Source organism: Mycolicibacterium arseniciresistens (assembly GCF_030519285.1).
Taxonomy (GTDB): Bacteria; Actinomycetota; Actinomycetes; order Mycobacteriales; family Mycobacteriaceae; genus Mycobacterium; species Mycobacterium arseniciresistens.
Map to the genome: position 1 here is coordinate 1 of NZ_JAUMSQ010000109.1, position 14,074 is coordinate 14,074.

17 protein-coding genes are annotated in these 14,074 nt (G+C 70.2%); 9 read left to right on the forward strand and 8 right to left on the reverse strand.

What is annotated here, in order from left to right; all coding sequences use genetic code 11:
* Window positions 1-30: 30 nt before the first annotated feature.
* Both phnE and Q2100_RS15460 read left to right on the forward strand, forming a co-directional pair.
* The gene (gene phnE, locus Q2100_RS15455) at window positions 31-1,554 is read left to right on the forward strand and encodes a phosphonate ABC transporter, permease protein PhnE (RefSeq protein ID WP_302914804.1); all 1,524 of its coding nucleotides are present in this window, start codon (window positions 31-33) and stop codon (window positions 1,552-1,554) included.
* Window positions 1,530-2,540: a zinc-binding dehydrogenase gene (locus tag Q2100_RS15460; RefSeq protein ID WP_302914796.1), complete on the forward strand. Its 1,011-nt coding sequence runs from the start codon at window positions 1,530-1,532 to the stop codon at window positions 2,538-2,540. Before phnE ends, Q2100_RS15460 begins: the two co-directional genes overlap by 25 nt.
* Here the strand turns inward: Q2100_RS15460 and Q2100_RS15465 are convergent.
* From Q2100_RS15465 to Q2100_RS15475, 3 genes are read right to left on the reverse strand one after another with little or no spacing between them, the layout of a single operon-like run.
* Window positions 2,534-3,148, reverse strand: coding sequence for an MSMEG_1061 family FMN-dependent PPOX-type flavoprotein (locus tag Q2100_RS15465; RefSeq protein ID WP_302914797.1), 615 nt, complete (start codon window positions 3,146-3,148; stop codon window positions 2,534-2,536). The genes Q2100_RS15460 and Q2100_RS15465 overlap by 7 nt on opposite strands.
* A gap of 42 nt (window positions 3,149-3,190) precedes the next feature.
* A complete protein-coding gene (gene menE, locus Q2100_RS15470; protein ID WP_302914805.1) occupies window positions 3,191-4,279 on the reverse strand; it encodes an o-succinylbenzoate--CoA ligase in 1,089 nt (362 codons plus the stop codon).
* Window positions 4,280-4,329: 50 nt separating this feature from the next.
* Window positions 4,330-4,632 carry a DUF3349 domain-containing protein gene (locus Q2100_RS15475; RefSeq protein WP_264014781.1) on the reverse strand — a complete coding sequence of 101 codons (303 nt, stop codon included), beginning with the start codon at window positions 4,630-4,632 and terminating at the stop codon, window positions 4,330-4,332.
* Between the two features lie 233 nt (window positions 4,633-4,865).
* On the opposite strand from Q2100_RS15475, the gene Q2100_RS15480 reads away from it, so the two are divergent.
* Genes Q2100_RS15480 through Q2100_RS15490 form a run of 3 tightly spaced genes read left to right on the forward strand, consistent with a single transcriptional unit; the run spans window position 4,866 to window position 6,731 of the window.
* Window positions 4,866-6,110, forward strand: coding sequence for an inorganic phosphate transporter (locus Q2100_RS15480; protein WP_264014782.1), 1,245 nt, complete (start codon window positions 4,866-4,868; stop codon window positions 6,108-6,110).
* A 20-nt stretch (window positions 6,111-6,130) separates the two neighbouring features.
* The gene (locus Q2100_RS15485; protein WP_264014783.1) at window positions 6,131-6,415 is read left to right on the forward strand and encodes a hypothetical protein; all 285 of its coding nucleotides are present in this window, start codon (window positions 6,131-6,133) and stop codon (window positions 6,413-6,415) included.
* 10 nt (window positions 6,416-6,425) lie between these two features.
* Window positions 6,426-6,731 (forward strand): DUF3349 domain-containing protein, encoded by a 306-nt coding sequence (locus Q2100_RS15490; protein ID WP_264014784.1) that lies wholly within the window; start codon window positions 6,426-6,428, stop codon window positions 6,729-6,731.
* 11 nt (window positions 6,732-6,742) lie between these two features.
* On the opposite strand, the gene Q2100_RS15495 is transcribed toward Q2100_RS15490, so the two are convergent.
* On the reverse strand, window positions 6,743-7,114 hold the full coding sequence (locus tag Q2100_RS15495; RefSeq protein ID WP_302914798.1) for a VOC family protein: 372 nt from the start codon (window positions 7,112-7,114) through the stop codon (window positions 6,743-6,745).
* A gap of 110 nt (window positions 7,115-7,224) precedes the next feature.
* On the opposite strand from Q2100_RS15495, the gene Q2100_RS15500 reads away from it, so the two are divergent.
* Entirely contained in the window at window positions 7,225-8,862 is a 1,638-nt protein-coding gene (locus tag Q2100_RS15500; protein WP_302914799.1) for a long-chain-fatty-acid--CoA ligase, read from the forward strand.
* A 5-nt stretch (window positions 8,863-8,867) separates the two neighbouring features.
* Here Q2100_RS15500 and Q2100_RS15505 read toward each other — a convergent pair whose 3' ends face one another.
* The 4 genes from Q2100_RS15505 to Q2100_RS15520 are packed head-to-tail and all read right to left on the reverse strand — an operon-like array spanning window position 8,868 to window position 11,850.
* Window positions 8,868-9,743, reverse strand: a complete 876-nt coding sequence (locus tag Q2100_RS15505; RefSeq protein WP_264014787.1) for an SDR family oxidoreductase — start codon at window positions 9,741-9,743, stop codon at window positions 8,868-8,870.
* Window positions 9,744-9,777: 34 nt separating this feature from the next.
* Window positions 9,778-10,689: a 1,4-dihydroxy-2-naphthoyl-CoA synthase gene (locus Q2100_RS15510; protein ID WP_269896922.1), complete on the reverse strand. Its 912-nt coding sequence runs from the start codon at window positions 10,687-10,689 to the stop codon at window positions 9,778-9,780.
* A gap of 11 nt (window positions 10,690-10,700) precedes the next feature.
* Entirely contained in the window at window positions 10,701-11,153 is a 453-nt protein-coding gene (locus Q2100_RS15515) for a nitroreductase family deazaflavin-dependent oxidoreductase (protein ID WP_269896923.1), read from the reverse strand.
* Between the two features lie 10 nt (window positions 11,154-11,163).
* Window positions 11,164-11,850 (reverse strand): HAD family hydrolase, encoded by a 687-nt coding sequence (locus tag Q2100_RS15520; protein WP_407667631.1) that lies wholly within the window; start codon window positions 11,848-11,850, stop codon window positions 11,164-11,166.
* Between the two features lie 52 nt (window positions 11,851-11,902).
* Between Q2100_RS15520 and Q2100_RS15525 the strand changes: the two genes are divergently transcribed.
* The 3 genes from Q2100_RS15525 to Q2100_RS15535 all read left to right on the forward strand — a co-directional run.
* Complete coding sequence (locus Q2100_RS15525) at window positions 11,903-12,625, forward strand: glycosyltransferase family 2 protein (RefSeq protein WP_302914801.1); 723 nt, start codon at window positions 11,903-11,905, stop codon at window positions 12,623-12,625.
* Window positions 12,622-13,554, forward strand: a complete 933-nt coding sequence (locus tag Q2100_RS15530; protein ID WP_302914802.1) for an acyl-CoA dehydrogenase family protein — start codon at window positions 12,622-12,624, stop codon at window positions 13,552-13,554. Before Q2100_RS15525 ends, Q2100_RS15530 begins: the two co-directional genes overlap by 4 nt.
* Window positions 13,551-14,074 (forward strand): PIG-L deacetylase family protein (locus Q2100_RS15535; protein ID WP_302914803.1); only part of this gene is annotated, 524 nt, incomplete at its 3' end. The genes Q2100_RS15530 and Q2100_RS15535, both read left to right, overlap by 4 nt.

Consider the following 14,074-nt stretch of genomic DNA (forward strand, 5'->3'; position numbering starts at 1 on the left):
ACCGCGGGCGGCCGCACGCCGCGGCCCGGCCTGCTGCCGACGGTGGCGATCGGTGCCGCGGTCCTGACGCTGGCGTCGGCCTGGTTCATCGACTTCGACCCGGTCACACTGGTCACCGGTTTCGACAAGGTGGCCGCACTCGTCGAGCGAATGCTGCCGCCCCGCGTCGACGACCCCGGCCGCATCGGCATGCTGGCCTTCGAGACCCTGCTGATGGCGGTGCTCGGCACGGTGCTGGCCGCCGTCGCCTCGGTGCCGCTGGCGTTCCTGGCCGCCCGCAACACCACGCCCCATCCCGCGGTGTACGCCGTCGCGCGCGGGTTCATCACCTTCTGCCGCGCGATGCCCGATCTGCTGTTCGCGGTGCTGTTCGTGCGCGCGCTCGGCATCGGGGTGCTGCCCGGAATCCTGGCGCTGGCACTGCATTCCATCGGCATGCTGGGGAAGCTGTTCGCCGACGCCATCGAGCAGACCGATCCCGGCCCCCGCGAGGCGGTGCGCAGCACAGGTGCCGGCTACTTCCGCGAGATGCTCAACGCGGTGGTGCCACAGGTGGTCCCGTCATGGATCGGCACCTTCGTCTACCGCATCGACATCAACCTGCGGATGTCGGTGGTGCTGGGCTTCGTCGGCGCGGGCGGCATCGGCTTCGCCCTGCAGGACGCGTTGCGCGGCCTGATCTATCCGCGCGCGCTCGGCATCGTGCTGGTGATCCTGGTGATCATCGCGGCGATGGAGCTCATCGCGATCTGGATCCGCAGCATGCTGCTGGCGCCGACACAGAGCAACCCGCGGCGCGACCGGGTGATGCGATTCGTGTTCTCGGGCCTGCTCGTGGTGACCACGCTCGCCTCGCTGGTCGTGCTGGAGATCAACCCGCTGTCGCTGCTGAGCTGGGTGGGCCCGTCGATCGAGGTGTTCACCCGGATGATCCCGCCGAACTTCGACGCCCTCGGCGCCGACCTGTGGGAGGCGGCGGTGCAGACCGTGGCGATCGGAGTCGTGTCGACGGCCATCGGGGTGGTGTTGTCGATACCGGTGGGAATCGTGGCCGCCCGCAACGTGACTCCGCATCCGGCGGTGTACTGGGTGGCACGTGGCTGGATCCTTCTCGTGCGTGCGGTCCCGGAGCTCATCCTGGCGGTGGTGTTCGTCGCCGCCCTCGGACTGGGGCCGGTCGCCGGTACCTGCGCGCTGGCCATCGCCTCGATCGGCTTCCTGGCCAAGCTGGTCGCCGACGCGGTCGAGGAGATCGACCGCGGCCCGCTGGAGGCGGTGCAGGCAGTCGGCGGGGGCTGGTGGAAGACGTTGTTCGCGGCGGTGATCCCGCAGGCGATGCCGGCGATCGTGGGATCGAGCCTCTACATGCTCGACGTGAACGTGCGCACGTCGACGATCCTGGGCATCGTCGGTGCCGGTGGCATCGGGTACCTGCTGTTCGAGTCGATCCGCACGCTGAACTTCGACGTCGCCGGGGCGATCGTGCTCGTCATCTTCGTGATCGTCTACGCGATCGAGAGGCTGTCCGGATGGATCCGGTCGCGCCTCGTGTGACGCGGGCCGCGGTGTGGACGGCCGACGGCATCGAGCTGCGGCGGGTCGCTGTGCCCGACCTCGGGCCGGGCGACACCTTGGTGCGGGTGCGCCTGGCAACGGTGTGCGGCAGCGATCTGCACACCGTCTCGGGCCGGCGGCCGGGGCCGTGTCCGTCGGTGCTCGGCCATGAGGCGGTCGGGGACGTGGTCGCAGGACCCACGGCGGGCCGGCGCGTCGTCTGGTCGGTGACCGTGTCGTGCGGGCGGTGTGCGCGCTGCGCCGGCGGCCGGACGGCGAAGTGCACATCGGTGCGCAAGGTCGGACACGAATCGTTCGACGGTGACTGGCCGCTGTCGGGCGGCTACGCCGACCACATCGTGCTGCCGGCCGGTGCGACGATCGTCGTTGTCCCCGAATCGATTCCCGATCGGGTCGCCGCCCCCGCGGCCTGCGCGACGGCGACCGTGATGGCGGCCTTGGAGGCTGCCGGACCCCTCGCCGGGCGCCGGGTGTTGATCTGCGGTGCCGGAATGCTGGGAGTGGCCGCCTCGGCGGCGTGCGACGAGGCAGGCGCCGACGTGCGGGTCGCCGACATCGACCCGCGCCGCCGGGAACTGGCCGGGCCCTTCGGCGGAGCACCCGACGCCGGCGGACGGATCGACGTGGCGATCGACTTCTCCGGCGCGTCGGCCGCCGTGTCCGCGGCGCTCGGCCGGCTGGACGTCGGAGGAGTGCTGGTGCTCGCCGGCTCGGTGCTACCCGCCCCCGCTGTCGAAGTGGACCCCGAACGTGTTGTACGGCAGTGGCTCACGATCACCGGCGTGCACAACTACGAGCCGCGGCACCTCGAGCAGGCGGTGCGGTTCCTGGAGCGGACGCGCGGCCGCTACCCGTGGGCCGACGTGGTGGCCGACCCCGTCGGCCTCGACCGGCTGTCGACGGTGCTGACGCCCGCGCCGCCGGGCATCCTGCGCGCGTCCGTCGCCCCCCGAGTCGGTCAGTAGAGCATCTTGCGGAGGCTGTCCTCGCTGTAGTAGTCGTCCAGCTCCTCCTGGCTCAGCGTCGGCTTGAACGTCTTGGCGAGCTGCGCCACCGACGGCACGACATCGGGTGTCCAGCTCTCCGGCTTCCACGCGTCCGACCGCAGAAATGCCTTGGAGCAGTGGAAGAACACTTCCTCGACGTCGATCTCCAGCGCGAGGATCGGCCGCTTCCCCTTCACCGCCAGCGCGTCGAAGTAGTCGGCGTCCGCGAGCACCCTGGCGCTGCCGTTGACGCGAAGCGTGTCGCCGCGACCGGGGATGACGAACACCGAGCCGACCCGCGGCCGCTCCAGCACGTTGAGGTAGCCGTCGACGCGTTTGTTGCCCGGCCGTTCCGGGATCGCGATCGTCGAGGAGTCGATGATGTGCACGAAGCCGGCCGGATCACCCTTCGGCGACACGTCGACCCGGCCGTCGGCGTCGTAGGTGGCCACGAACCCGAGGCGCGCCGCGCACAGCCAGTTCTGGTGCACGTCGGACAGCCGGGGGCTCACTTTGTTGGCGACGAAGGAGTTGGGGTGTCCAACGATCGCGCGGAGCTCGTCGACGGTGGTCACTTCTCGGCGCATGCGTCCATCATGCCCGAGCGCGCCAACCGATTAAGCCGTCCGTCAGGCGAACCTGGCCGCCAGCGCGCGCCGGTCCAGCTTGCCGATGCCGCGGCGGGGGAGGTCGTCCACGACGTGCACCTCACGGGGCGCGGCGGTGACGTCGAGTGTCTGTGCGACGTGTGCGCGCAGGTCGGCGACAGACGGCGGGGCAGCACCGGCGGTGAGGACGAGCGCCGCCACGACGCGCTGACCCAGCCTGTCGTCGGGCACGCCGAAGACCGCGCTGTCCGCGACGGCGGCGTGGGTGGCGAGGGCCGACTCCACCAGTTGCGGCAGCACCGTGAGCCCGCCGGTGCTGATCGCGTCGTCGACCCGGCCGAGCACACGAAGCCGGCCCGAGTCGTCGATGGCGCCGACGTCGTCGGTGCGGAACCAGCCGGATTCGTCGAACGGGTCGGGCTGCACCGGATTGCGGTAGCCCTTGGCCACCGTGGCGCCGCCCAGCACGACGCGCGAGTCGTCGAGTCGCAGCTGCACTCCCTCGAGCGGCAGGCCGTCGTACACGCAGCCGCCGGCGGTCTCGCTCATGCCGTACGTCCGCACCACCGAAATGCCTGCGGCCGCAGCGCGTTCGGCCAGTCCGGCGGGCATCGGTCCACCGCCGACCAGGACACCGTCCAGCTCGGCCAGTGCCACCGCCGCGGCCGGTGAGCGCAGCGCCTTGTCCAACTGCACGGCCACCACCGAGGCATAGCGCCGGCCGGAACCCATCGCCCGCACCGCGGCGGGCAGGTCGGCCGGATCGACGTCCGCAGGCACCGCGACCGGATCCGCGCCCGCGACGATGCTGCGGACCAGCACCTGCAGGCCCGCCACGTGGTAGGCGGGCAGGGCGAGCAGCCAGCGTCCGGCGCCGCCCAGCCGGCTGTGCGTCGCCTCGGCACTCGCGACCAGCGCCGCGGCGGTCAGCATCGCCCCCTTCGGCGTGCCCGTTGTGCCCGACGTGGCCACCACCACGGCGACGTCGTCGTCGATCGGTTCGCCGGCACGCAAAGCCGTTGTCAGCACGGCGGTCTGGCGATCGTCGTGCGCGGGCACCGGTAGCAGGGCGGCGCCGCGGCCCGCCAGCGCGTCCGCCACGTCGGGCAGGACCGAGGTCGCCGAATCGCCAGCGCCGATCGGCAGGGCGCGCAGGACGGCTATTCGTCCTCCCCGGCGTCACGCGCATCGTCGAGTGGCCAGCCCTGTTCGGCCAGCCGGGACCGGACCCGCTCGATGTCCTCGGGTACAGGCAGCTCGTCGGTGAACTGGGTGATGAGGACGCCGATGTCGACGTGGTCGAACTCGCCGCGATCGATGAGATCCTGCGTGAGCGTGCGGACCTCGTCGTCGGAGAGACGACGGCGCAGCAGCGCCAGCAGGGGCACCCGGTCGGGCCCGGGCACACCCTCTGGATAGCCCGCGGTGATCCACGCGGCGATCTTCGCCAGGAACTTGGTCACAGTGTCACTTCGGCTGTCACTTCCGACGACGTTCGGTTGCTTCGATGGTAGTGCCGAACCCGCAAATCGGGCGTCCGGACCCAAGCTGTGAGCTTGCTGTGCGTCCGATGGGGAGACGTCGGATGAACATCAGGTGAACAGCTCTCGGGATCAGGTAAAGCCCCTGCTCGTTCACCGGTTTCCGGGCGCGCGTCGTTAGCGGATTTCGCTGAGAGTCCCTCAGAATCAACGGCATGAGCTCAGAGCTGATCATCCTGGTGCTGCTGATAGCAACAGCACTGGCGTTCGACTTCACCAACGGGTTCCACGACACCGGGAATGCGATGGCGACCTCGATCGCGACCCGGGCGCTGAAGCCGAAGACGGCGGTGCTGCTGGCCGGGGTGCTCAACCTCGTCGGTGCGTTCCTGTCGGTCGAGGTGGCCCTCACCGTCACCACCTCGGTGCTGAAGATCCAGGACAGCAAGACCGGCACGCTGCTGCCGAACATCGACGCGTCGATGGGCCTGACGATCATCTTCGCCGGCCTCATCGGCGGCATCCTGTGGAACCTGTTGACGTGGCTGTTCGGCATTCCGTCGAGTTCCTCGCACGCACTCTTCGGCGGCCTCATCGGCGCGGGCCTGGCCGCCGTGGGACTCGCAGGCATCAACTGGGCGGGCGTCACGCAGAAGGTGCTGATCCCCGCCGTCGCGGCGCCGGTGATCGCCGGCCTCGTCGCGGGATGCGGAACCTGGCTGGTCTACCGGATCACCCGGAAGGTCTTCGCGAAGCGCCGCGAGGACGGCTTCCGCTGGGGCCAGATCGCCACCGCGTCGCTCGTCGCCCTGTCGCACGGCACCAACGACGCGCAGAAGACGATGGGCGTCATCGCGCTCGCACTCATCACCACCGGCCACCTCACCGGCGACGTGAAGGAGAACGGCCTGCCCTTCTGGATCATCGCCTCCTGCGCCATCGCGATCGGCCTCGGCACCTACCTCGGTGGCTGGCGCGTCATCCGCACCCTGGGCAAGGGACTCGTGGAGATCGAGTCGCCGCAGGGCTTCGCCGCCGAGGCGTCGTCGGCCGCGATCATCCTCAGCTCGAGCGCGGCGGGCATGGCGCTGTCCACCACCCACGTGGCCACCGGTTCGATCCTGGGCAGCGGCGTCGGCAAGCCGGGCGCCCAGGTGCGCTGGGCGGTCGCGGGACGGATGGCGCTGGCCTGGCTGGTCACGCTCCCCGCGGCCGGACTCGTTGGCGCACTGTCGTTCTGGATCTCCCACACGGTCGCCGGCTTCACCACGCAGCTGGTGGGTGACGGCCTGATCTTCCTGATCCTGGTCGGTCTGTCCGCCTACATGTGGTGGCGTGCCCAGCAGCAGAAGGTCGACCACAGCAACGTCAACGCCGACTGGGACGACACCACGAACTCCGTGGTCCCCGCGGAGCTGCGCGAGGCGACCGAGTCCACCAAGCCCGCCGCGACGGTCTGACGGCGAGAACAGGAAACCCCATGATCTATCTGGAGAGCGTCCTCAAGGTGCTGGTGATCGGTCTCATCCTCGGCGCCGGCCTGCCCGCGATCTTCGCCTACGGCCTGGTGGCCTACTCGGCCGGAGCGGGCAACGTCGAGGCGGACGGCACCACCCGGGCGCCCAACCCGGCGCTGAAGTTCCTCGGCCTCGCACTGTTCACCGTGGTCGCCGCGGTGATCGTCATCGCACTGCTGTGGATCACCCGGACCACGATCGAGCACCACTTCGGATTCAATCCCGTCCCGTTCATCCCGGCTAAGTGAGGCACAAGCGATGACAGAGAACCAAGGCGTTCTGGACAATGTGCTCGCGTGGCTGCACGACGGCTACCCGCAGGGCGTGCCGCAGAAGGACTACTTCCCGCTGCTCGCGCTGCTCAAGCGCTCGCTGTCGGAGGACGAGGTGGTCAAGGCCGCCCAGTCCGTGCTCCGTTCCACCGAATCGGACTCCGTGACCGAGGCCGAGATCCGCGCCGCAGTGCAGGCCGTCATCGACAAGGAGCCCAATCCCGAGGAGATCCACCAGGTGGCCTCCCGGCTGGCCTCGGTGGGATGGCCGCTGGCGGCGCCCGCACGCTGACCGATCCGGCGTCAGTCTCTGGTGTCGCGGCGCAGCGGATGGTCCTCGGGGACCTGGACGAAGATCAGGGTGACGCCGTCGGGGTCGGTGACGTGCATCTCGTGCAGTCCCCATGGCTCCTGGCGGGCCTCGCGGGTGATCGGCACGCCGCGGCCGGTCAGTTCGGCCTGCGTCGCGTGGACGTCGCGGACCTGCAGCCACATCGTCCCGCAGGCGTCCGGACCGCCGTGTGAGGCCAGTTCGATGAGTGACTGGCCGGCGTAGAAGACCGTGCCCGCGCCGTAGTCCCGGGCGATCGCCAGGCCGATCTCATCGCGGTAGAACGCCAAGGACCGCTGATAGTCCGCCGGGCGGAGCAGCATCCGGCTGGCCAGGATCTCCATGGGTCGTGTCTACCATCCGGGCAAAAGCCCGAATCCGCCCGCACGGCGCGCAACGGTGCCACCATTGTTTGCCTGAGCCGTTCGGCACGGCAATCGATGGGGGCACCGTCGTGTATGGATTGATGCAAGAGCATCCGCTGCTGATCTCCTCGCTGATCGAGCACGCGGCAACCTTCCACCCGGACACCGAGATCGTCTCGCGGCTCCCCGGGGGTGGCACGCACCGCACCGATTGGCGCGGCGTGCGCGCGGAGGCGTGCCGCGTCGCCAACGCCCTGGCGGAGCTGGGCGTGGGTTCCGGCGATCGGGTCGGCACGCTGGCCTGGAACACCCACCGGCACCTCGCGCTGTACTTCGGCGTCTCGGGCTCGGGCGCGGTGCTGCACACGGTGAATCCGCGCCTCTTCCCCGAACAGATCGAGTACATCGTCGACCACGCACAGGACCGGGTGCTGCTGTTCGACGTGGACTTCGCGCCGCTGGTCGAGAAGCTCGCGCCGCGAATGGGGTCCGTGACGACGTACGTCGCGCTGTGCAGTGGCGATCAGCTACCGGCGATCGATGTGCCGAACCTACTCGCCTTCGACGATCTCCTCGCCCGTCAGCCCGACGAGTTCACCTGGCCGGAGTTCGACGAACGCACCGCGTCGTCGCTTTGCTACACCTCGGGCACCACGGGTAATCCCAAGGGCGTCCTCTACTCTCACCGGTCGACGGTGCTGCACTCGCTGATGGAACTGGCGCCCGACACCTTCGGTCTGCACTCCGGTGAGACGCTGATGCTCATCGTTCCGATGTTCCACGCCAACGCCTGGGGCGCGCCGTACGCGGCGGCGATGGTCGGCGCCAAAGTGGTGATGCCGGGTCCGTACCTCGACGGCAAGAGCGTCTACGAGCTCATGCGCGACGAGGGGGTGACGTTCTCCATGGGTGTTCCGACCGTGTGGCTGATGTTGTTCGGTTATCTGGACGAACACCCTGAGATCAATCCGGCCTCGCTGCCGCTCGCGCGAGTGGGCATCGGCGGCTCGGCGGTGCCGAGGGCGATGCTCGAACGCTTCGAGAACGATTTCGGTGTCGAGGTGGTGCAGGGCTGGGGGATGACAGAGACCAGCCCGATCGGTGTGGTCAACAAGCTGCTGCCCAAGCACGCCGAGTGCTCCGGAGACGAACTCGTCGAGGTCAAACTCAAACAGGGCCGGGGTGTCTGGGGCGTAGACCTCAAGATCGTCGACGACGACGGAGTGCCGTTGCCCTGGGACGGCACCGCATTCGGCAATCTCCGGGTCCGCGGCCCCTGGATCGCCTCCGGGTACTTCAGGGGTGAAGGCGGTTCCACGCTGGACGAGGAGGGCTACTTCGACACCGGCGACGTGGCGACCATCGACCCCGACGGCTTTCTGCATCTCGTCGACCGCGCCAAGGATGTGATCAAGTCCGGCGGGGAATGGATCTCCTCGATCGACGTGGAGAACGCGGTGATGGGTCACCCGGGCGTCGCGGAGGCCGCGATCATCGGTGTGCCGCACCCGAAGTGGCAGGAGCGACCGCTGCTGCTGGTGGTCAGGCGTCCCGGCCACGACGTCGACCGGGACAGCGTGCTCACCTACCTCAGCGAGCGGGTCGCCAAGTGGTGGCTGCCCGACGACGTGGTGTTCGTTCCCGAATTGCCGCACACCGCAACGGGGAAGCTGCTGAAGAAGGCGCTGCGCGACGACTACCGCGAGCACCCGCTGCCCACGGCCTGATCGGGTCAGGTGTTCGGTTGCACCTGCTGGCGCTTCATGATCGCGTCGACGGCAGCGGGGGAGAAGCTGTTGACGGCGTGTGCGGTGACCGCCATGCGCGGCGCGATCCGGGTCGGGCGGGTGCGCGCGGCGGTCACCATCCAGTCCGCGGCCTCGGACGCACTCAGCGCAGGCAGGCCGTCGTAGGCTCGGGTCGGCGCGATCATCGGCGTCTTCACCAGCGGGTAGTACAGCGTCGTCGAATGCACGCCGTCCCTGCCCCATTCGGTCTCCACGACCCGGCTCACGGCGCTCAGCGCCGCCTTGGAGGCGTTGTAGACGGCGAACAGGGGCGACGATTCGCTCAGTACACCCCACGTCGAGACGTTGATGATGTGGCCGTCGCCGCGCTCGATCATGCCCGGCGCGAGGCCGCGGATCAGCCGCAACGGCGAGTAGTAGTTGAGCGTCATCGTGCGCTCGACGTCGTGCCAGCGGTCCAGGGACTCGGCAAGCGGACGGCGAATCGACTTGCCCGCGTTGTTGATCAGGATGTCGATCCCGCCGAGCTTCTGCTCCACCTCGGCGACCAGCTCGTCGACGGCGTCGAGGTCCGACAGGTCGCAGGCCCGCGCCCGGGCATCGCCGCCTGCGGCCACGATCCGTTGCGCGACCGCGTCGAGGAGGTCCTGGCGGCGGGCCACCACGACGACGGTGGCGCCGCGTCGGGCCAGCTTCTCCGCGGCCGCCTCACCGATGCCCGACGATGCGCCGGTCAGCAGGATCCGTTTGCCCGCCAGCTTCACCTGGGGACCGCGCTGCATCAGCTGGTCGGTCAGCGGCGGCCGCATGCTGGCCAGCAGCAGGCTCTCGGACAGTCGGCGCAGCGAGCTTCTGATCACTGTCGAAGTCTAGGCGGCGCGCCGAGCCCGGCCGTCAGAAGTAGCGGGGGAAGCCGCTCCAGTCCGGGTCGCGCTTCTCCAGGAACGCATCGCGGCCCTCGACGGCCTCATCGGTCATGTACGCCAATCGCGTTGCCTCACCGGCGAACACCTGCTGACCGACCAGCCCGTCGTCGATGAGGTTGAACGAGAACTTGAGCATCCGCACCGCCTGCGGCGACTTGCCGTTGATCTCGGCCGCCCACTGCAGCGCCTCGGCCTCGAGTTCGGCGTGATCGACGACGGCGTTCACCGCGCCCATCGCGTGCATCTGCTCGGCATCGTAGGCGCGGCCGAGGAAGAAGATCTCGCGCGCGAACTTCTGACCGGTCTGGCGGGCCAGGTAGGCGCTGCCGAAGCCGCCGTCGAAGCTGCCGACGTCGGCGTCGGTCTGCTTGAACCGCGCGTGCTGCCTGCTGGCCAGCGTCAGGTCGCACGTCACGTGCAGGCTGTGCCCACCGCCGGCGGCCCACCCGTTGACCAGGCAGATCACCACCTTCGGCATGAAGCGGATGAGCCGTTGCACCTCGAGGATGTGCAGCCGCCCGGCCCTGGCCGCGTCGACGGTGTCGGCCGTCTCGCCGGAGGCGTACTGATAGCCGGTGCGGCCACGGATGCGCTGGTCGCCACCCGAGCAGAACGCCCAGCCGCCGTCCTTCGGGCTCGGGCCGTTGCCGGTCAGCAGGATCACCCCGACATCGGGTGACATCCGGGCGTGGTCGAGCACGCGGTACAGCTCGTCGACGGTGTGCGGCCGGAACGCGTTGCGCACCTCGGGGCGGTCGAACGCCACCCGCACGGTGGGTTGCGGCCGCCCGTCGACGACATGGCGGTGGTAGGTGATGTCGGACAGCTCGAACCCGGGCACGGGCTGCCAGGCCGACGGGTCGAAGGGGTTGTCGCTCACAGCGTCAGACGCTACGTCACCGGATCGAAGCGGAACACCGGGCAGCGGCCGGTCAGCGCCTCGAACTCGTCGGGGTGCGGCCCGGTGACCAGGCCCGCGTTCTTCATGAAGCCGACGCCGGTGGGCACCAGCACCGGGAACTGCCTCAGCAGCGGGCGGGCCTCCTCGGCGGGCAGCTCGACCATCCGCACGGGTTCGCGGGTCCGGCCCCGCAGCAGCACGGCGTCGGGATTGGCCTGGGCGTTTCGGACCCAGTCCGAGCCGGGGAGACCGCCGACGACGTAGCGACGGCCGTCCACCTCGAACGGGGTGATCGGCGTCGACCGGGGTTGGCCGGACTTGCGGCCGGTCACCGTCAGCACCACCGGGCCGTCCTTGAGCAGGCCGGTCCTGTTCACCGCGATCATCACCTTGTTCACGTACTTCAGCCACCACGGCGGCCGGATTCGCTCGCTGCCTGACATGGCCGCGACGCTACGCGCAGACCGGCAGGCCGTGCTCGGCCAGTGCGCGGCGCAGGCCGTCGGGCCGCTGCGCGGTGGGCAGCGGCTCGACGAGCACGAACCCGCAGCCCAGGGCGCGGGCGCCGCCATCGGCCTCCTCGCTGTCGCCGACCATGACGGTGTTCGCGGCGTCCACATCCAGCCTGGTGAGCGCCTCGGCGAAGATCGCGGCGTCGGGTTTGATGGCGCCCACCTCGAACGACAGCACGAACTCGTCGGCGGCGGCCCCGATGGCTTCGAAGGCCGGCCGGACGTCGAACGGGATGTTGGACACCACCGCCGTCTTGACCCCGCGTTCGCGCAGGGCGGCGAGCACGTCGGCGGTGTCGGGGTACGGCGTCCAGCACGCCGGGTCGATCAGCCGGGCGTACAGCGCGTCGGCGTGGTGGTCGGCGAGTCCCGACGCGCGCAGCACGTGCAGGTTGGCCTCGCGGTGCAGCGCGGGCTCCAGGTCGCGCTGCGTCCAGGCGTGGTGCGCCTCAGGGGTCAGCGGGACCGCCAGTTCCACCGGGGTCGTGAGTCGTCGCATGATCTCGGACTGCGCGTGGGATTCGATGCGGCGGTCGTCGATCACCATGCCGTCGAACCAGCTCGCGTCCTCCTCGAGCCGGAACAGCGTGCCGGAGAAGTCGAACAGGACGGCGTCCACGTGCACCATGGCCGCCATCGTGCCAGGTGTAGAAAACACCTCGAAGGGCTAATTAACAGCGGTGCCGGAGCTCGAGCAGATCGCGGTGGTGATACCCGCCCACGACGAGGCAACGAATTTGCCGAGGACCCTGCGCGCTCTGGCGACGGCGACGCTGTGCTCACCGGTGCCCGCGCTCACGGTGGTGGTGCTCGATGCCTGCGACGACGACAGTGCCGCATTGGCCGGGCGGTTCGGCCCGGACGTGCATTTCGTGGAGATCGACGCGGGCAACGTAGGCGCCGCACGTGCCGCGGGATTCGAGTATGCGCGGTCGGTGTCCGGCGGGGCGGATCCGGCCCGCACCTGGTACGCCACGTCGGATGCGGACAGCCTGGTCCCCGCCGACTGGCTGCTGCGGATGACCGCGACGTACGCCGACATGGTGCTCGGCGTGGTCCGGGTGCCCGACTGGCGGCACTTCCCCGCCGAGGTGGCACGGCGGTACCTGCGCGCCTATCAGGCCAAGATTTCTGGGAAGGGCAACGGGCACAGCCACATTCACGGTGCGAACATGGGCTTCAACGCAGCCGCGTACTGGGCCGTCGGCGGCTTCCGCGCGCTGCCGACCGGCGAGGACGTCGAACTCGTCGAGCGGTTCGAGGCGGCCGGCAGGCACATCCGCCGCGACGCGGCGCTGAGCGTCGTCACGTCCGCGCGCCGCGACGCCCGCGCGCCGGGCGGGTTCGCCTCGCATCTGCGTGCCCTGTCGGTGCCGAGGCGCAAGACCGGCGAGCCGGCATGATCCCGGCGCAACTCGCGCGGTGGCTGGCGGCGGGTGATCTGAACCTGCCGTTACCGGGCCGAGGCGACACGGCGCGGCGCTGGCGACGACTCGCCGAGCTCACCGAACTCGACGTGGTGGCCGGGCGACTGGCCGAAGCGCACTGCGACGCTGCGGCGATACTGGCCGATCTCGACGGTCCGCCGGTACGGGCCGGCGAGCTCTGGGGTGTGTGGGCGGCCGAATCCCGCGACGCGGTGCTGCGCGCTCAGCCGGTCGGGGACGGATTCGCACTCCATGGCACCAAGGTGTGGTGTTCGGGTGCAGGCCTGTGCACGCACGCGCTGGTGACGGCGCGGGTGGACGACGATACCCGCGCGTTGTTCGCCGTCGACCTGCGCCATCATCGGGTGCGGCCGTTGCCGAGCAGTTGGCGCAACGCCGGGATGGCCGGAACCGACACCCGCTCAGTGCAATTCAGCGGAGTGCCGGCCATCGTCGTGGGAGAACCGGGTGAATACCTGCGCCGGCCAGGATTCTGGCACGGGGCAATCGGGGTCGCCGCCTGCTGGCTCGGTGGCGCCAAAGCGGTTGCCGCCCCGCTGTATTCGGCCGCCACCGGCGAGGAACCGCACACGCTGGCACACCTCGGCGCGGTGGATGCGGCGCTCACCGCGGCCTCCGCGACGCTGGCGCAGGCCGCGGTCGAGGTGGACGCCGACCCCGACGACAAGAACAACACTGCCGAACTGACCGCCCGGCGCTGCCGTGCCGTCGTGGAGACCGCGGTCGAGGAGGTCCTCACCCGGACGGGCCGGGCGTTGGGGCCCGCACCGCTCAGTCAGGACGCCACCCATGCCCGCCACGTCGCGGACCTGACCGTCTACGTCCGCCAGAGTCACGCCGAACGCGACCTGGAAGCGCTGGGCCGGTTGGCCGGGAAGCGGTGAGCAACGGGGCCCGGTTCGCGGCGCGCCCGATCGCAGGAGGAGGCACTGCGGCCGAAATCTGGCGCGCGGCCGATCTCGCGTTCCCCGAACTCGAGTGGGAGCACTGTCCGGGCCTGGTGGTGGTGGCCCCGCACCCGGACGACGAGACCCTCGGCCTCGGTGGCACCATCGCCGCGGCGGCCGAGCGGGGGATACCCGTGCGGGTGGTCTCGGTGAGCGACGGCGACGCCGCGCACCCGGATGCGACGGCAGCGCAGCGAAGCGCATTGGCGCAGACCCGGCGCGACGAGGTGCGCTGCGCCGCAGCGGCACTCGGCGTCGGCGCGCCGACGCGGCTGGGTCTGCCCGACGGCGCCGTCGCCGCTCATCAGGCCCGACTCGCCGACGCACTCACCGAGGTACTGGCTGCCGAACCGGCCGGCGTCTGGTGCGCGGCCACCTGGCGCGGAGACGGCCACCCCGACCACGAGGCCGTCGGCCGGGCGGCCGCCGAGGCGACCTCCCGAACCGGTGCTGTGCT